13 protein-coding genes are annotated in these 15,810 nt (G+C 70.6%); 4 read left to right on the top strand and 9 right to left on the bottom strand.

Annotated elements, in window-relative coordinates; genetic code table 11:
• A partial coding sequence (locus ACFY9S_RS04730) for a cbb3-type cytochrome c oxidase subunit I (RefSeq protein ID WP_391122858.1) occupies positions 1-635 on the bottom strand: 635 nt, incomplete at its 3' end.
• Entirely contained in the window at positions 632-1,597 is a 966-nt protein-coding gene (gene coxB / locus ACFY9S_RS04725) for a cytochrome c oxidase subunit II (RefSeq protein ID WP_102914159.1), read from the bottom strand. The genes ACFY9S_RS04730 and coxB, both read right to left, overlap by 4 nt.
• A gap of 275 nt (positions 1,598-1,872) precedes the next feature.
• On the opposite strand from coxB, the gene ACFY9S_RS04720 reads away from it, so the two are divergent.
• Positions 1,873-3,252: an aminotransferase class V-fold PLP-dependent enzyme gene (locus ACFY9S_RS04720; protein WP_391122854.1), complete on the top strand. Its 1,380-nt coding sequence runs from the start codon at positions 1,873-1,875 to the stop codon at positions 3,250-3,252.
• A 429-nt stretch (positions 3,253-3,681) separates the two neighbouring features.
• On the opposite strand, the gene ACFY9S_RS04715 is transcribed toward ACFY9S_RS04720, so the two are convergent.
• Positions 3,682-4,656, bottom strand: a complete 975-nt coding sequence (locus ACFY9S_RS04715) for a carbohydrate kinase family protein (RefSeq protein ID WP_102913977.1) — start codon at positions 4,654-4,656, stop codon at positions 3,682-3,684.
• 132 nt (positions 4,657-4,788) lie between these two features.
• Here ACFY9S_RS04715 and ACFY9S_RS04710 point away from each other — a divergent pair, with 132 nt between their 5' ends.
• Both ACFY9S_RS04710 and ACFY9S_RS04705 read left to right on the top strand, forming a co-directional pair.
• Positions 4,789-4,998, top strand: a complete 210-nt coding sequence (locus tag ACFY9S_RS04710; protein WP_391122851.1) for a hypothetical protein — start codon at positions 4,789-4,791, stop codon at positions 4,996-4,998.
• A gap of 452 nt (positions 4,999-5,450) precedes the next feature.
• The gene (locus ACFY9S_RS04705) at positions 5,451-7,256 is read left to right on the top strand and encodes a hypothetical protein (protein WP_391122972.1); all 1,806 of its coding nucleotides are present in this window, start codon (positions 5,451-5,453) and stop codon (positions 7,254-7,256) included.
• Between the two features lie 91 nt (positions 7,257-7,347).
• On the opposite strand, the gene ACFY9S_RS04700 is transcribed toward ACFY9S_RS04705, so the two are convergent.
• Positions 7,348-7,704, bottom strand: coding sequence for an iron-sulfur cluster assembly accessory protein (locus ACFY9S_RS04700; protein ID WP_031109243.1), 357 nt, complete (start codon positions 7,702-7,704; stop codon positions 7,348-7,350).
• Between the two features lie 283 nt (positions 7,705-7,987).
• Between ACFY9S_RS04700 and nadA the strand changes: the two genes are divergently transcribed.
• Positions 7,988-9,172 carry a quinolinate synthase NadA gene (gene nadA / locus ACFY9S_RS04695; protein ID WP_391122848.1) on the top strand — a complete coding sequence of 395 codons (1,185 nt, stop codon included), beginning with the start codon at positions 7,988-7,990 and terminating at the stop codon, positions 9,170-9,172.
• Between the two features lie 64 nt (positions 9,173-9,236).
• Here nadA and ACFY9S_RS04690 read toward each other — a convergent pair whose 3' ends face one another.
• The 5 genes from ACFY9S_RS04690 to ACFY9S_RS04670 form a co-directional block, all read right to left on the bottom strand.
• Positions 9,237-12,359 carry an efflux RND transporter permease subunit gene (locus ACFY9S_RS04690; protein WP_391122845.1) on the bottom strand — a complete coding sequence of 1,041 codons (3,123 nt, stop codon included), beginning with the start codon at positions 12,357-12,359 and terminating at the stop codon, positions 9,237-9,239.
• A gap of 159 nt (positions 12,360-12,518) precedes the next feature.
• Entirely contained in the window at positions 12,519-13,202 is a 684-nt protein-coding gene (locus ACFY9S_RS04685; RefSeq protein WP_391122842.1) for a response regulator, read from the bottom strand.
• Positions 13,199-14,416, bottom strand: coding sequence for a histidine kinase (locus ACFY9S_RS04680; protein ID WP_391122839.1), 1,218 nt, complete (start codon positions 14,414-14,416; stop codon positions 13,199-13,201). The genes ACFY9S_RS04685 and ACFY9S_RS04680 overlap by 4 nt, the downstream gene beginning before the upstream one ends.
• Before the next feature lie 216 nt (positions 14,417-14,632).
• Positions 14,633-14,911, bottom strand: a complete 279-nt coding sequence (locus ACFY9S_RS04675) for a hypothetical protein (protein WP_102913525.1) — start codon at positions 14,909-14,911, stop codon at positions 14,633-14,635.
• Between the two features lie 23 nt (positions 14,912-14,934).
• Complete coding sequence (locus ACFY9S_RS04670) at positions 14,935-15,729, bottom strand: PspA/IM30 family protein (RefSeq protein ID WP_102913526.1); 795 nt, start codon at positions 15,727-15,729, stop codon at positions 14,935-14,937.
• Positions 15,730-15,810 lie beyond the last annotated feature (81 nt).

The following is a 15,810-nucleotide window of genomic DNA, read 5'->3' as shown; positions in this document are numbered from 1 at the left end:
ATCGGCATGCGGAACATCGTCATGCCCGGGGCGCGCATGCAGATGATCGTGGTGATGAAGTTGACCGAGCCGAGGATCGTGCCGAAGCCGGAGAACGCCAGACCCATGATCCACATGTCGGCGCCGATGCCCGGGGAGCGGACCGCGTCCGAGAGCGGGCTGTAGGCGAACCAGCCGAAGTCGGCCGCGCCCTGCGGGGTGAGGAAGCCGCCCACCGCGATGAGCGAGCCGAACAGGTACAGCCAGTAGGCGAACATGTTCAGCCGCGGGAACGCCACGTCCGGCGCGCCGATCTGCAGCGGCATGATCCAGTTCGCGAAACCGGCGAACAGCGGCGTCGCGAACATCAGCAGCATGATCGTGCCGTGCATCGTGAACGCCTGGTTGAACTGCTCGTTCGACATGATCTGCAGACCGGGCCGGGCCAGCTCGGCGCGCATGAGCAGCGCCATCACACCACCGATGACGAAGAACGCGAACGATGTAATCAGGTACATCGTGCCGATCGTCTTGTGGTCCGTCGTCGTCAGCCACTTGACCACGACACTGCCGCGGTTCTGGCGCCTGACCGGCAGCTCGTCCTGGTAGTGGGACCCTGCTGCCGCGGCACCCTGGGGTTCGTTGAGGATGCTCACAGGTTGTTCGTCTCCCGGTTCTTCTCGTGGCTCGTCTGCGCGATGCCGGCAGGAACGTAACCGTTCTGCTGCTTGTCCACGAGGTCCTTGAGGTGCTGCTCGTAGCGCTCGGGGGAGACGACCTTCACGTTGAACAGCATCCGAGAGTGGTCGACGCCGCAGAGCTCGGCGCACTTGCCCAGGAAGGTGCCCTCCTTGTTGGGGGTCACCTCGAAGGCGTTGGTGTGGCCCGGGATGACGTCCTGCTTCATCAGGAACGGCACCACCCAGAAGGAGTGGATGACGTCCCGAGAGGTCAGCACGAAGCGGACCGTCTTGCCCTTGGGCAGCCAGAGCGTCGGGCCGGGGTTGTTGGTCTGCGGGTTCCGCGTCTTGGGGGTACCGCAGTCGTAGGCGCCGCCGGCGTTGGCCGGGAAGTCCTCCTTGAAGCGGTCCGGGATCGCGTCCAGGTCCTTGGAGGTCTTGGCGTCCCCGGTGGAACCGGCGACCGGCTCGATGTAGTTGAAGCACCAGCTCCACTGGAAGCCGACCACGTTGACCGTGACGTCGGGCTTCTTCTTGAGGCTGAGCAGCTCGGACTCGTCACGGGCGGTGAAGTAGAACAGCACCGAGACGATGATGAGCGGGACCACCGTGTACAGCGCCTCGATGGGCATGTTGTACCGGGTCTGCGGGGGAACTTCGACCTTGGTGCGGCTGCGCCGGTGGAAGAAAGCACTCCACAGGATCAGACCCCACACCAGCACGCCGACGGCGAGCGCAGCCGCCCAGGACCCCTGCCACAGGGAGAGGATCCGCGGAGCCTCTTCCGTGGTCGGGGTGGGCATACCAAGGCGGGGGAAGTCTTCCCAGTTGTACGAGCAACCGGTGGCTGTCGCCAAGACCAAGCCCGCGGTCAGTGCCTGCAGCAGCTTCCGCCGCATCGGGCGCCGCGGCGAGCGGTCGGAGCCGTTGGGACTCACGTAGCGCCTTCCCGAGAGTCTCGCCCGCGCGGATCGGCTGCGGCCTGGCCTTCTCGCTGGTCGGTCGCGGCCCTGCGTCGGGCAGGGGTTTGGATGTTTATGCGGACCAAACCCTAGCCGACGCCCTCCGGGGGTTCTCGGGGAGGGGGGCCCAACGCGCCGCGGGTTACGCCGGGCGCCCACCAGCACGGGAGTTCCGCTAATCGGCGGCCGCGGGTCGGTGGTGGTCGAGCGCGCGGTTCCCCGCGCCCCTTTGGGGCGCTTAGCGTTGAGGTGTGCCCTACTTCGACGCTGCTTCCAGTGCTCCTCTCCACCCCGTTGCCCGGCAGGCGCTGCAGGCCTCGCTCGACGAGGGGTGGGCGGATCCCGCCCGTCTGTACAGGGAAGGGCGGCGGGCCCGGGTGCTGCTGGACGCGGCGCGGGAGGCCGCCGCCGAGGCGGTGGGATGCCGGCCGGACGAGCTGGTCTTCACCTCGTCCGGAACCCGTGCCGTGCACACGGGGGTTGCGGGGGCGCTGGCCGGGCGCAGGCGGGTGGGGCATCACCTGATCGTGTCGGCGGTCGAACACTCTTCCGTACTGCATTCGGCGGAGCTCCTCGAAGCGGCCGGAGGGACCGTCACCCGGGTCCCGGTGGACCGCGCCGGGCTGGTGGACCCGGCGGCCTACCGTGCCGCCCTGCGCGGGGACACCGCGCTGGCATGCCTCCAGTCCGCCAATCACGAGGTGGGGACCGAGCAGCCCGTCGGGGCGGTGGCCGAGGTGTGCCGGGAGGCCGGGGTGCCGTTGCTGGTGGACGCGGCGCAGTCGCTGGGGTGGGGGCCGGTGGGCGGGGGCTGGTCGCTGCTGACGGCCAGTGCGCACAAATGGGGCGGGCCGTCCGGGGTCGGACTGCTGGTGGTCCGCAAGGGTGTGCGGTTCGCGGCGCAAGGGCCGGTGGACGAGCGGGAGTCGGGGCGGGCGCCCGGTTTCGAGAACATCCCGGCGATCGTGGCGGCGGCCGCGTCGCTCCGGGCCGTGCGGGCCGAGGCGGCCGAGGAGGCACTGCGCCTGCGGGAGCTGACGGACCGGATCCGGGCCCGGGTGCCGCGGCTGGTGCCCGACGTCGAGGTCGTCGGCGACCCGGTGCGCCGGCTGCCCGGGGTCGTCACCTTCTCCTGTCTCTACGTCGACGGGGAGGCGCTGCTGCACGAGCTGGACCGGGAGGGCTTCTCGGTCTCGTCCGGGTCGTCCTGCACGAGCAGCACGCTGACGCCCAGCCACGTCCTGCGGGCGATGGGCGTGCTGAGTGAGGGAAATGTGCGGGTTTCCCTGCCGGTGGGGGTGGCCGAGGAGGAGGTGGAGGGTTTCCTGGCCGTACTGCCCCGGACGGTGGCGGCCGTACGGGAGAAGCTCGGCGCGCCGGCCGCCGCGGAAGTGGTCCGCGAGGAGGACGTCCTGGTCGTCGACTCCCTCGGCAAGCGCTGCCCGATCCCGGTCATCGAGCTCGCCAAGGTCATCGGTGACGTACCCGTGGGGGGCGTGATCCGGGTGCTGTCGGACGACGAGGCGGCCCGCCTGGACATCCCGGCATGGTGCGAGATGAGGAACCAGGAGTACGTGGGCGAGGAGCCGGCGGAAAAGGGAACGGCCTATGTGATCCGCCGGGTGAGCTGACCGACCGTTCCTGTGGACTGAGCGGAGTGAGTTCGTTCAGCCGCGCGCCCCGAACGGTCTTGGGCGAGCCGGTCCCCGGCGTACTCGACCCCGGGTGGCGACACGCATCCTGTGCGTGGTCCGGGCCCGGGAGGCCAGTTCCCTTGCGACCTGGCCGGTTGGGTACGGCCGGAGGCGACGGGGAGGCCCTGAACCATCCTCTGGTGGAGCAGGGGCCCCGCACGCTGGCGCCGTACCCGGTGTCCCAGGTCGCACGATCACGTCAGCCCGATCAGCCCGATCAGCCCAGGACACCGCAAGCCCACAAGCGGACGAACACACGATCGAGCTAACCCGGCGTTGTGCGCACTCCTTGGTGAGCAGTTCCAACCCCTCTTCCGGGGGTGCGGGGACTGCGCGACCAGTCCCCACACCCCCGCGGGCGGCAGATCAGCCCAGATGCCGCCGAACCTCTTCCGCGGCCTCGTCCCCGTACGCCTTGGTGAACCGCTCCATGAAGTGCCCGCGCCGCAGCTGGTACTCCTGCGTCCCCACCGTCTCGATGACGAGGGTCGCGAGCATGCAGCCGACCTGCGCGGCACGCTCCAGGGAGACGCCCCAGGCGAGGCCCGACATGAAGCCCGCGCGGAACGCGTCGCCGACGCCCGTGGGGTCGGCCTTGCGCTCCTCGTCCGGCGTGCCGACCTCGATCGGGTCGTCACCGACCCGCTCGATGCGTACGCCGCGTGCGCCGAGGGTGGTCACACGGTGGCCCACCCTGGACAGGATCTCCTCGTCGCTCCAGCCGGTCTTGGTCTCGATGAGGCCCTTCTCGTACTCGTTGGAGAAGAGGTACGTGGCCCCGTCCAGCAGGATGCGGATCTCCTCGCCGTCCATCCGGGCGATCTGCTGGGAGAAGTCGGCGGCGAACGGGATGGACCGGGAGCGGCACTCCTCGGTGTGGCGGAGCATGGCCTCCGGGTCGTCGGCGCCGATGGAGACCAGGTCGAGGCCTCCGACGCGGTCGGCGACGGTCTTCAGCTCGATGAGACGGGCCTCGCTCATGGCGCCGGTGTAGAAGGAGCCGATCTGGTTGTGGTCGGCGTCGGTCGTGCACACGAAGCGCGCGGTGTGCAGCGTGTCGGAGATACGGACGGAGTCGGTGTCGACGCCGTGCCGCTCCAGCCACGCTCGGTACTCGTCGAAGTCCGCGCCCGCGGCGCCGACCAGGATCGGGCGGGTGCCGAGCTGCCCCATGCCGAACGCGATGTTCGCGGCGACGCCGCCGCGGCGGACGTCGAGCTTGTCGACCAGGAACGACAGCGAGACCGTGTGCAGCTGGTCCGCTACGAGCTGGTCGGCGAAGCGGCCGGGGAAGGTCATGAGGTGGTCGGTGGCGATGGAGCCGGTGACTGCGATGCGCACGGCGTGGATTCTCCTGAGGGAGGCGGACCTTGACAGTTCACGCTATCGGGTGGGCGGGGCAGCTCTGAAGGCAGTGAAACTACCCGATAGTAGATCTTTCTCCGTGAGCTCGACCGTGCATACGGTGCCGCTATGACGAACCTCAAGGTCCATGCACCCCTTCCGGTCGATCTCGAAGGCGATCTGGCGTCGCTGGCCGGGGACGGTGCGCGGATGGCGCCGCACTGGGCGGTCCCCGACCGGGCCGCCTCCCGGCCGGTCTCCCCCGCCCTGATCCACGGCGTGTCCGTGCCCCCCGCGTCGGCGCGGCTGCTCGACGCCATGGAGGACTACGGGGACTGAACGGCGCACACGCGGGAACCGTGTGCTCCCCCGCTGCGTCCCATCGCTGTCCCCCGTAAAGGGGAGGCGGGATACGACCCACCAGCGGGCCCGTATGTGACGGGCCGGGTCCCATGGGACAGCTGTGCAGCCGAAGGAGCGATGCGGTGAACACCGAGCGACCCGACAACGACGACGACGCCAGGGAAACGGGCGGCTCCACCGCCGACGCCCCGGAGGTCGAGGAGCCGGGTACGGCGGAGGCCGGGACGTCGGCGGAGGCCGGGACCTCGGCGGAGGCCGGCGCGTCGGCAGAAGCCGGGGAGACCGCCGAAGCCGAGGTGTCGCCGGGTGCCGCTGGCTCTGAGGAGACTTCCGAGGTCATCGAAGCCGCTGAGGCGTCTAAGGCCGCCGAGGCATCTGAAGCCGCTGAGGCATCCGAGCCTGCCGAGGCTGAGGCGGCCGGTGAGGACATGCGTGCCGATGGGGGCAGCGAGGGCAAGGCGGACCCGGCGGCCCCGTCAGCGCCATCAGCCCCGGCAGCCGACGAGCCGGGCACTCCGGAAGCCAGGACCACCGGGGAGGGAGCACCCGGGGACCGGCACGACGACGACGAGCCGGGCACTCCGGAAGCCAGGACCACCGGGGAGGGAGCACCCGGGGACCGGCAGGACGACGGCGAGCGGGCCGCCGCTCCGTACGACCCGGCGACAAGCGCCCAGCCGGTGCCGGCTCGCGAGAACGCCGCTGAAGCGGAAGTGCGGGGTATGGAGGAAGAAGCCCGCCCCGATGCCGCCCCGTCACCGGTGGGTGACCTCCCCCGGCACGATGAGGACCTGGCCCGTCACGGCGGTGGCCGTCCCCGTACGCCCGCGATCATCGCCTCCGTCGCCGCCGCCGTACTGCTGATCGGCGGTGGCGGGGCCTGGCTCGCCGCCAACGCGTCCAGCGGAGCGGGCGGCGGTACGACGTCCGGTGCGCCCGGTGGGGACGACACTCCCCCGCCGCTCGCACTCGACGGCTACTCGGAGTCCACGGCGGGCGGCGGCAACGGCATCGCACCCGGTGAGCCCAACCCCTACGGCGCCACCTACCGGGTCGACGGCAGCCTGCCCGACGGCCCCGGTGAGGCGCCGGTGTACCGGGCGCGGGGCGAGGTCACGAAGCAGGAGGTGGCCCGGCTGGCGAAGGCCCTCGGGGTCGACGGGTCGCCGGTGGCGCAGGGCGAGGCCTGGAAGATCGGGGGCCAGGACGGGTCGGGACCGAGTCTGCAGGTGAACCGGCAGGCGCCGGGGTCCTGGACGTTCAGCCGGTACGCCCCGGGCACCGACAACTGCAAGGGCACCGACACCTGCACCGCCCCGCAGACCGGCGGCACGCCGGTGAGCGAGGAGGCGGCCGAGAAGGCCGCCGCGCCCGTACTGAAGGCGGTGGGTCAGGACGACGCGAAGCGCGACGCGAGCCAGGTCATGGGCGCCCAGCGGGTGGTGAACGCCACTCCCGAGGTCGGCGGACTGCCGACGCACGGCTGGACGACCGGGATCACGGTCGGCTCGGACGGCGAGGTCGTCGGCGGCAGCGGCCAGCTGAAGACGCCGGTGAAGGGCGACACGTACCCGGTGGTCAGCGCCGGGAAGGCGCTGGAGCTGATGAACGGGCAGCCGAAGAAGGACCCCCGGATGGGCATCGGCGGCTGCGCGAGCCCCGTGCCGCTGAAGGACCGGCTGGAGCAGCCCTGCGAGCAGCCGGCGAGCGGCGCTCCCGCGCAGGACACGGTCACGGTCGAGAACGCGGTGTTCGGGCTGGCCGCGCACGTCGTGGACGGGCGGCAGGCTCTGGTGCCGTCCTGGCTGTTCGAGGTGACGGCGCCGGGCGCGAAGGACCCGTTCACGGTGACGTACCCGGCGGTGGAGCCGAGGTTCCTGGCCTCCCCCGAGCCGAGCGAGCCGAGTGACCAGCCGACGTCGGCTCCCGGTCCGCGTGAGGTGAAGGTGGACGGTTACCGGGCCGAGGGCGCGGAGCTGACGGTGACCTTCACCGGCGGGGTCTGCGCGGACTACGACGTGAAGGCGAGCGAGAAGGGCGGCGAGGTGACGGTCACCGTGACGTCGACGCCGTGGCCGGACAAGGTCTGCGTCATGATCGCCAAGCAGTTCCAGGAGACCGTGCGGCTGGACGAGCCGCTCGGTGACCGGGCGGTCGTCGACGCGGACGGCGAGGCGGTCCCGCTGGCCAAGGAGGGCGCACGGCTGCCGGCTCCCCCGACTCAGGAGCGGTAGGAGCGGCCACACGACACGAAGGCGGCGGCCCCGTCGGGGGGGGGCCGCCGCCTTCGTCGTGTCCGCGGCCGCCGGGGGCGGCTCGGCAGGCTCAGCTGAAGGAGTCGCCGCAGGCGCAGGAGCCCGTCGCGTTCGGGTTGTCGATCGTGAAGCCCTGCTTCTCGATGGTGTCCACGAAGTCGATCGTGGCACCGCCGAGGTACGGGGCGCTCATGCGGTCGGTGACGACCTTCACACCGCCGAAGTCCTTCTCCACGTCGCCGTCGAGGGCGCGCTCGTCGAAGAAGAGCTGGTAGCGCAGGCCGGAGCAGCCGCCGGGCTGGACGGCGACGCGCAGCGCGAGGTCCTCGCGGCCTTCCTGGTCGAGCAGCGCCTTGACCTTGGACGCGGCGGCGTCGGTCAGGATGATGCCGTCGGTGACGGTGCTGGTCTCGTCCGATACGGACATCTACATCTCTCCCGGGTTGTACGGAGACTGCTTGCCGACGGTTGCAACCGGCGGGGCCGCGGATTCATTCCGGGCCGGGCTCTCGATCCCGGCTCCTTTTCATGCTCGCACACGCACCGGGAACCGGAAAACGGCTCTTTCCGGGTCTTCCCGGGAATGAACGGCGGCTCACCGGGATTCACGTCACACAGACGCTATGGCCATCGTCAAAGTGACGTGAAGCGGTTATGATAGGTAAGCGTCAATTCGACGAAAAGTCGCAGAAACAGAAAGGGTGCGTGTCGTGACCACCGCCCAGACCCAGGACCTCGACGTACAGCCGTCGCCCCTCGCCCTGCTGCTCCTCGGCCGTGAGGCCGACCCGAAGAGCGAGCGCGGCGTGGAGTGTCCCGGCGACCTGCCCTCGCCGTCCGACCCGGACCTGGTGGAGCGCGCCCGCAAGGCGAAGGAGAAGCTCGGGGACAAGGTCTTCGTGCTCGGCCACCACTACCAGCGCGACGAGGTCATCCAGTTCGCCGACGTGACAGGTGACTCGTTCAAGCTGGCCCGCGACGCGGCCGCCCGCCCGGAGGCCGAGTACATCGTGTTCTGCGGCGTGCACTTCATGGCGGAGTCCGCGGACATCCTGACCTCCGACGCCCAGAAGGTCGTCCTGCCCGACCTCGCCGCCGGCTGCTCGATGGCCGACATGGCGACGGCCGAGCAGGTCGCCGAGTGCTGGGACGTGCTGACCGATGCCGGGATAGCCGAGCAGGTCGTGCCCGTGTCGTACATGAACTCCTCCGCCGACATCAAGGCGTTCACGGGCAAGCACGGCGGCACGATCTGCACCTCCTCGAACGCCAAGCGGGCCCTGGACTGGGCCTTCGAGCAGGGCGAGAAGGTGCTCTTCCTGCCGGACCAGCACCTGGGCCGCAACACCGCCGTGCGCGACATGGGCATGTCCCTGGAGGACTGCGTCCTCTACAACCCGCACAAGCCGAACGGCGGCCTGACGGCCGAGGAACTGCGCGCGGCGAAGATGATCCTGTGGCGCGGCCACTGCTCGGTGCACGGCCGCTTCAGCCTGGACTCGGTGAACGACGTGCGCGAGCGCATCCCGGGCGTGAACGTCCTGGTGCACCCCGAGTGCAGGCACGAGGTCGTGGCCGCGGCGGACTACGTCGGCTCGACGGAGTACATCATCAAGGCCCTGGAGGCCGCGCCGGCCGGCTCCAAGTGGGCCATCGGCACGGAGCTGAACCTGGTCCGCCGCCTGGCGAACCGTTTCGCGCCCGAGGGCAAGGAGATCGTCTTCCTCGACAAGACCGTCTGCTTCTGCTCGACCATGAACCGCATCGACCTCCCCCACCTGGTCTGGGCCCTGGAGTCCCTGGCCGAGGGCAACCTCGTCAACCGCATCGAGGTGGACAAGGAGACGGAGGCCTTCGCGAAGCTGGCCCTGGAGCGGATGCTGGCGCTGCCGTAACGGCCCCCCATGCAGGGCGAAGGCCCACCCGGAACTCCGGGTGGGCCTTCGTCGTCCTACGAGGTCAGACCTGCGCCGGCTCCGGCTCCTCGGCCGACTCCGTGCGCTGGGCCGGCAGGCCCTTCTTGGCCGCCCGCTTCTTCGCCCGGCGCTCCTTGCGGAGTTCGACCATGGCGTAGAGCGTCGGGACCAGCAGGAGCGTCAGCAGCGTCGACGTGACCAGGCCGCCGATCACGACCACGGCCAGCGGCTGGGCGATGAAGCCGCCCTCGCCGGTGATGCCGAGGGCCATGGGCAGCAGGGCGAAGATCGTCGCCAGGGCGGTCATGAGGATCGGGCGCAGACGGTGCCGACCTCCCTCGATCACGGCCTCGACGACGCCGTGGCCCTGCTTGCGGTACTGGTTGATCAGGTCGATCAGCACGATCGCGTTCGTCACCACGATGCCGATCAGCATCAGCATGCCGATCATGGCCGGGACGCCCATCGGGGTGCCGGTGGCGATCAGCAGGCCGATCGCGCCCGTGGCCGCGAACGGGATGGAGACGAGCAGGATCAGCGGCTGGACCAGCGACCGGAAGGTGCCGACCAGCAGCATGAACACGATCGCGATGGCCGCCAGCATCGCCAGGCCCAGGTTGGCGAACGCCTCGTCCTGGTCCTCGGAGACACCGCCGATCGACGCCGTGGCGCCGTCCGGGAGCTTCAGCGCGTTGATCTTCGACTGGAGCTGGGTGCTGACCGCGCCGGTGTTGTCGCCGGTCGGCTTCGCGGTGACGGTGGCCGCGCGCTGGCCGTCGATGCGGGTCATCGACACCGGGCCGTCGACCAGCTTCACCGTCGCGATGTCGCCGAGCTTCACCGGGCCGAGGCGCAGGTCCTGGAGCTGCTTCAGCGTCTTGGCCGGCTGCGCCGAGCGGATGACGACGTCGCGCTCGGTGTCGTCCAGGACCGCCTTGGCCGCGGTGGTGCCGCGAACGGCCTGGGCGACGGCGGCGCCGAGCGTCTGGTCGTTGAAACCGGCCGCGGCCGCCTTGTCGTCGGCCCTGACCGAGATGCGCGGCACGCTGGTCGCCAGGTCGCTGGAGACGTCGGTGACGTCGTCGAGGGAGGCGACCGTCTTGCGGACCTCCTCGGCGGCCGTGCGCAGGACGCCGGCGTCGGCGGCCTTCACCACCACGCTGAGGTCCTGGCTGCCGAAGCCGTCACCGGCGGCGACGGTGGTGGTGCCGATGCCCTTCAGCCCGGCCAGGCCCTTCTCGATGCTGTCCTGGACGTCCTCGTAGGACGCCGAGTCGTCCAGCATCACCTGGTACGAGGCCTGATTGCTGTCCGTACCGCCGCCGAAGGCCGCCATGAAGCCGGACGAGCCGATCGTGACCTGGTAGTCCTTCACGCCCTCGGTACGGGCGAGCAGCCGCTCGACCTTCTTCGCCTGGGCGTCGGTGGCCGCCAGGCTGGTGCCGGGCTTCAGTTCCTGCTTGACGGTGAGGACTTCCTGCTCGCCCTGGTCGAAGAAGTTCGTCTTCAGCAGCGGCGCCATGCCGAAGGTGCCGACCAGGACGACGATGGCGATGGCCACGCTGGTCAGGCGGCGGCGGGTCGCGAAGCGCAGGACCGGGACGTAGATGCGCTGGAGGCGGCTCCTGGCCTCCTTCTCCTCCGCGATCCGGCGCGCCTCGTCCGCGTCCTCGGGGGTGCCCTTCGGGGGCCGCAGGAACCAGTACGACAGCACCGGTACGACCGTCAGGGAGACGAGGAGGGACGCCAGCAGCGCCGCCGTGACGGTGAGGCTGAACGAGCCGAACAGTTCGCCCACCATGCCGCCGACCAGGCCGATCGGCAGGAACACCGCGACCGTGGTGAGCGTCGAGGACGTCACCGCCCCGGCGACCTCGCGCACGGCGGTGATGATGGCCGAGTGGCGCTCCTCGCCGTAGCCGAGGTGGCGCTTGATGTTCTCCAGGACCACGATCGAGTCGTCGACGACCCGGCCGATGGCGATGGTCAGGGCGCCCAGCGTGAGGACGTTCAGCGACAGGTCGCGCGTCCACAGCACGATCAGGGCGAGGACCACGGACAGCGGGATGGACACCGCGGTCACGATGGTCGAGCGGATCGAGGCGAGGAAGACCAGGATCACCAGGACCGCGAAGAGCAGACCGAGGGCGCCCTCGGTGGTCAGGCCCTTGATGGACTTGGAGACGGCCGGGCCCTGGTCGCTGACGACCGTGAGGGTGGCGCCGGAGCCGAGGTCCGCCCGCAGGTCGGGCAGCTTGTCCTGGACGGCGTCGGAGATGGCGACCGCGCTGCCGTCGCGGTCCATCGTCACGGCGACGGCGAGGCTGGGCTTGCCGTCGGTGCGGGTGATGGAGTCGGCCGTGGCCTCCTGCTGCTTCACCGTGGCGACGTCGCCGAGGCGCACCGGCTTGCCCTTGGCGCCGGGCTCGCCCGTGACCATCAGGTCCTGGATCTGCTTCAGCGAGGTGAGACCGCCGCCGACCTGCACGGTGCGGTTGGCGCCGTCCTCGTCGAAGGAGCCGGCCGGGACGGTCGCGCCACCCGCCTGGAGCGTCTGGGACAGGGACTGCGAGGTCAGACCCGCCTTGGCGAGCTTGGCGTCGTCGGGCGTGACGGTGACCTGGAGGTCGCGGACACCGTCGACGGTGACCTGGCCGACGCCGTCGATGCTCTTCAGGTCCGGCACGACGGTCTTGTCGAGCTGGTCGGCCAGGGCCTGCTGGTCGCGGCCGGAGGTGACGGCGAGGACGACGGTCGGGATGTCGTCCGTGGAGCCGGCGACGACCTGCGGGTCGACGTCGTCCGGGAGCTGGACGCGGGCCCGGTTGACGGCCTGCTGGACGTCGGCGACCAGCTGCTTGGTGTCGTTGCCGTAGTCGAAGGACGCCATGATCACGGCGTTGCCCTCGCTGGCGGTGGAGGTGACGCCGCTGATGCCGTCGACAGCTTCGAGGGTGTCCTCGATGGGTTCGACGACCTGCTTCTCGACCACGTCCGGGGACGCGCCCTGGTAGGGCGCCAGCACGGACACCACGGGCAGTTCGATGGTGGGCAGCAGCTGCTGCTTGAGCTGGGGTATCGCGATCGCCCCGAAGACGAGCGCGATGATCGACATCAGCCCGATCAAGGCCCGTTGCGCGAGGCTGAACCTGGACAGCCAGGACATGGGTGAAGGTCTCTCTTCTGTTAACGGCAGAAGCGGCAGCGGGCGCTCACAGCGCAAGCACCCCCTACACCCTGAGCCATGGGGGAACGGGCTTTCGTAGCCCCCAGGTCCAAATCCTTATGCGGCGCATACTCCCGCCGCAGTACACCCGGGTCGTGCTCACTCCACCCTTGGTCTGACGAGGCCGGACTCGTACGCGGTCACCACGAGCTGGGCGCGGTCCCGGGCGCCCAGCTTGGCCATGGCCCGGTTGACGTGCGTCTTCACCGTCAGCGGGCTGACCTCGAGGCGCTCGGCGATCTCGTCGTTGGAGTGCCCGCCGGCGACCTGGACCAGCACCTCGCGCTCCCGGACGGTGAGGGAGTCGAGCCGTTCGGCGCGGGACGGGTCGCTGCCGCCGTCGGCCGGGTCGTCGGTGGCGAGGAACCGGGCGATCAGACCGGTGGTGGCCGCCGGGGAGAGCAGGGCCTGGCCGCCGGCCGCGATCCGGATGGCGTTCAGCAGTTCCTCGGGTTCGGCGCCCTTGCCGAGGAAGCCGGAGGCGCCGGCGCGCAGCGACTGCACGACGTAGTCGTCGACCTCGAACGTCGTCAGGATGACCACCCGGACATCGGCGAGGTCGGGGTCCGCGCTGATCATGCGGGTCGCGGCGAGACCGTCGGTGCCGGGCATGCGGATGTCCATGAGGACGACGTCGGCCTGCTGTTCCTTCGTCAGCCGGACCGCCTCCGCGCCGTCGGAGGCCTCGCCGACCACCTCCATGTCGGGCTCGGAGTCGACGAGCACGCGAAAGGCGCTGCGCAGGAGCGCCTGGTCGTCGGCGAGCAGGACACGGATGGTCATGCGGGGTCCTCCCCGGTCGGTGTGCCGTTCTTGACCGGCAGGATGGCATGGACGCGGAAGCCGCCGCCGTAGCGGGGACCGGTGGTGAGGGTGCCGCGCAGGGCGGTGACGCGCTCGCGCATGCCGAGCAGTCCGTGGCCGCCGCCGTCCTGTGTCTCGTGCTCGCCGCTGCCGTCGTCGAGCACGGTGATCTCGATGTTCGGTCCGACGCGTACGACGCTGACCTCCGCCTTGGCCCGGGGCCCGGCGTGCTTCTGCACGTTGGTGAGGGCCTCCTGGATGATCCGGTAGGCGGCCAGGTCGACCGCCGCCGGAAGGCTGGTGCCCTGGTCGGTGCGGGCGACCTCGATGTGCAGGCCGGCGCTGCGGAAGGTGCCGGTGAGTTCGTCGAGGCGGTCGAGGCCCGGAGCCGGTTCGGTCGGGGCCTCCGGGTCGCCGGACTGCCGGAGCAGGCCGACGGTGGCGCGCAGCTCGTTGAGCGCGGAGCGGCTGGCCTCGCGGACGTGCGCGAGGGCCTCCTTGGCCTGGTCGGGGCGCTTGTCCATGACATGGGCGGCGACACCGGCCTGCACGTTGACCAGGGCGATGTGGTGGGCGACGACGTCGTGCAGGTCCCGGGCGATGCGCAGGCGTTCCTCGGCGACCCGTCGGCGGGCCTCCTCCTCGCGGGTGCGTTCCGCCTTCTCGGCACGTTCTCTGATCGCCTGGACGAAGGCGCGGCGGCTGCGGACGGCGTCGCCGGCGGTGGCGCCGATGCCGGTCCAGGCGAAGATCGCGACGTTGTCCTGGGCGTACCAGGGCAGCGGGCCGGCCGCCATGGCGGCGCTGGTCAGCACGGTCATGGTCAGCAGGCCGACGCGCCAGGTGGTGGGGCGGTCGGTGGTGGAGGCGACGGTGTACAGGGCGATGACCGCGGACATGGCGACGGGCGCGCGGGGGTCGCCGGTGACGGACTCGATGACGGAGGCCGTGCCGGTCAGGGCGAGGACCGTCATCGGGGCGCTGCGCCGGAAGACCAGGGCGGCGGCGCCGAGGGCCATGAGGACGAGGCTGAGGGCGTCGGGGGTGCGCAGGACCCAGCTGACGCTGTCCCGGTGCCGGGGCTCCACGAAGGAGCCGACGACCATGCAGATCAGGACGGCGAAGGCGAGGACGGCGTCCATGGCGAGGGGGTGCGCTTTGGCCCGGCATCTGGCCCGCGCGAGGGTGCTCACGGGGGTTCACGGTAGCCGGGGTGGGTGTGCGGGGGTATGAGGTGCTCGGCGTGAGGGCTGGGGCCGGGTGGGTGCGTGACTCGGCGGTCCGGGTGCCTCCCCGTGCCTCCCCCGAGCTCTCCGAGCAGGGGGTACTCCCAAGCGCCCACCCGTGCCTCCTGAGGGTGCCTCCCAGGCTCGTGAGGCGCTGGGGAGGCACGACTGCCCGCAGCTGGGTCAGCCCGGGATCAAGCCGTCGTCGCTGAGGAGCTCCCGGACCTCCTCCAAGGTCGCGTCGGGAGACGGCAGGATCAGTTCCGACGGCTCCAGCGAGTCGTCCGGGAGGGGGTCGCCGAGGTCGCGGACCCGCGTCAGGAGGGCCTGGAGGGTGCGGCGGAAGCCGGGGCCGTCGCCGTTCTCGATCTCCGCCAGGAGTTCGTCGTCCAGCTTGTTCAGCTCGGCGAGGTGGCCGTCGGCCAGGCTCACCTGGCCCTCCCCCATGATCCGTACGATCATGTCGCCCTCCTAGGCGTGGGCCCCTACTGCTTGTCGAAGCGCGGGGTGTCCTGCGGCTGCTGCTGGGACTGCTGCCCGTCCGTGCCGCCTTCGAGGGCCTGCTGCCCGCTGCTCGGGCCGGCCAGTTCGGCCTTCATGCGCTGCAGTTCCAGCTCTACATCCGTACCACCGGAGAGCCGGTCCAGCTCGGCTTGGATGTCGTCCTTGTGCATGCCGGACTGGTCGTCCAGGGCGCCGGAGGCGAGCAGCTCGTCGATCGCGCCGGCGCGGGCCTGGAGCTGGGCCGTCTTGTCCTCTGCACGCTGGATCGCCAGGCCGACGTCGCCCATCTCCTCGGAGATGCCGGAGAAGGCCTCGCCGATCCGGGTCTGCGCCTGGGCCGCCGTGTACGTCGCCTTGATCGTCTCCTTCTTCGTACGGAAGGCGTCGACCTTGGCCTGGAGCCGCTGGGCCGCGAGGGTGAGCTTCTCCTCCTCGCCCTGGAGCGTCGCGTGCTGGGTCTCCAGGTCGGTCACCTGCTGCTGGAGCGCGGCCCGGCGGGAGAGCGCTTCGCGGGCCAGGTCCTCACGGCCCAGCGCGAGCGCCTTGCGGCCCTGGTCCTCCAGCTTGCCCGACTGCGACTGCAACTGGTTCAGCTGGAGTTCCAGGCGCTTGCGGCTGGTCGCCACGTCGGCGACGCCGCGGCGGACCTTCTGCAGCAGCTCCAGCTGTTTCTGGTACGAGTAATCGAGGGTCTCGCGCGGGTCCTCGGCCCGGTCAAGGGCCTTGTTCGCCTTCGCGCGGAAGATCATCCCCATACGCTTCATGACACCGCTCATGGGCTTCGCGCGCCCCCTTCTGACCGACTCCGGCAGCTGCTCCTGCGACAGAACCCACAGTACGGGCCCTGCATCCATTAC

This window comes from Streptomyces sp. NPDC012474 (assembly GCF_042955185.1).
Lineage (GTDB): Bacteria > Actinomycetota > Actinomycetes > Streptomycetales > Streptomycetaceae > Streptomyces > Streptomyces cahuitamycinicus.
The sequence above is the reverse complement of the archived record's forward strand: the minus strand, read 5'-3'. Positions and strand labels throughout refer to the sequence as shown.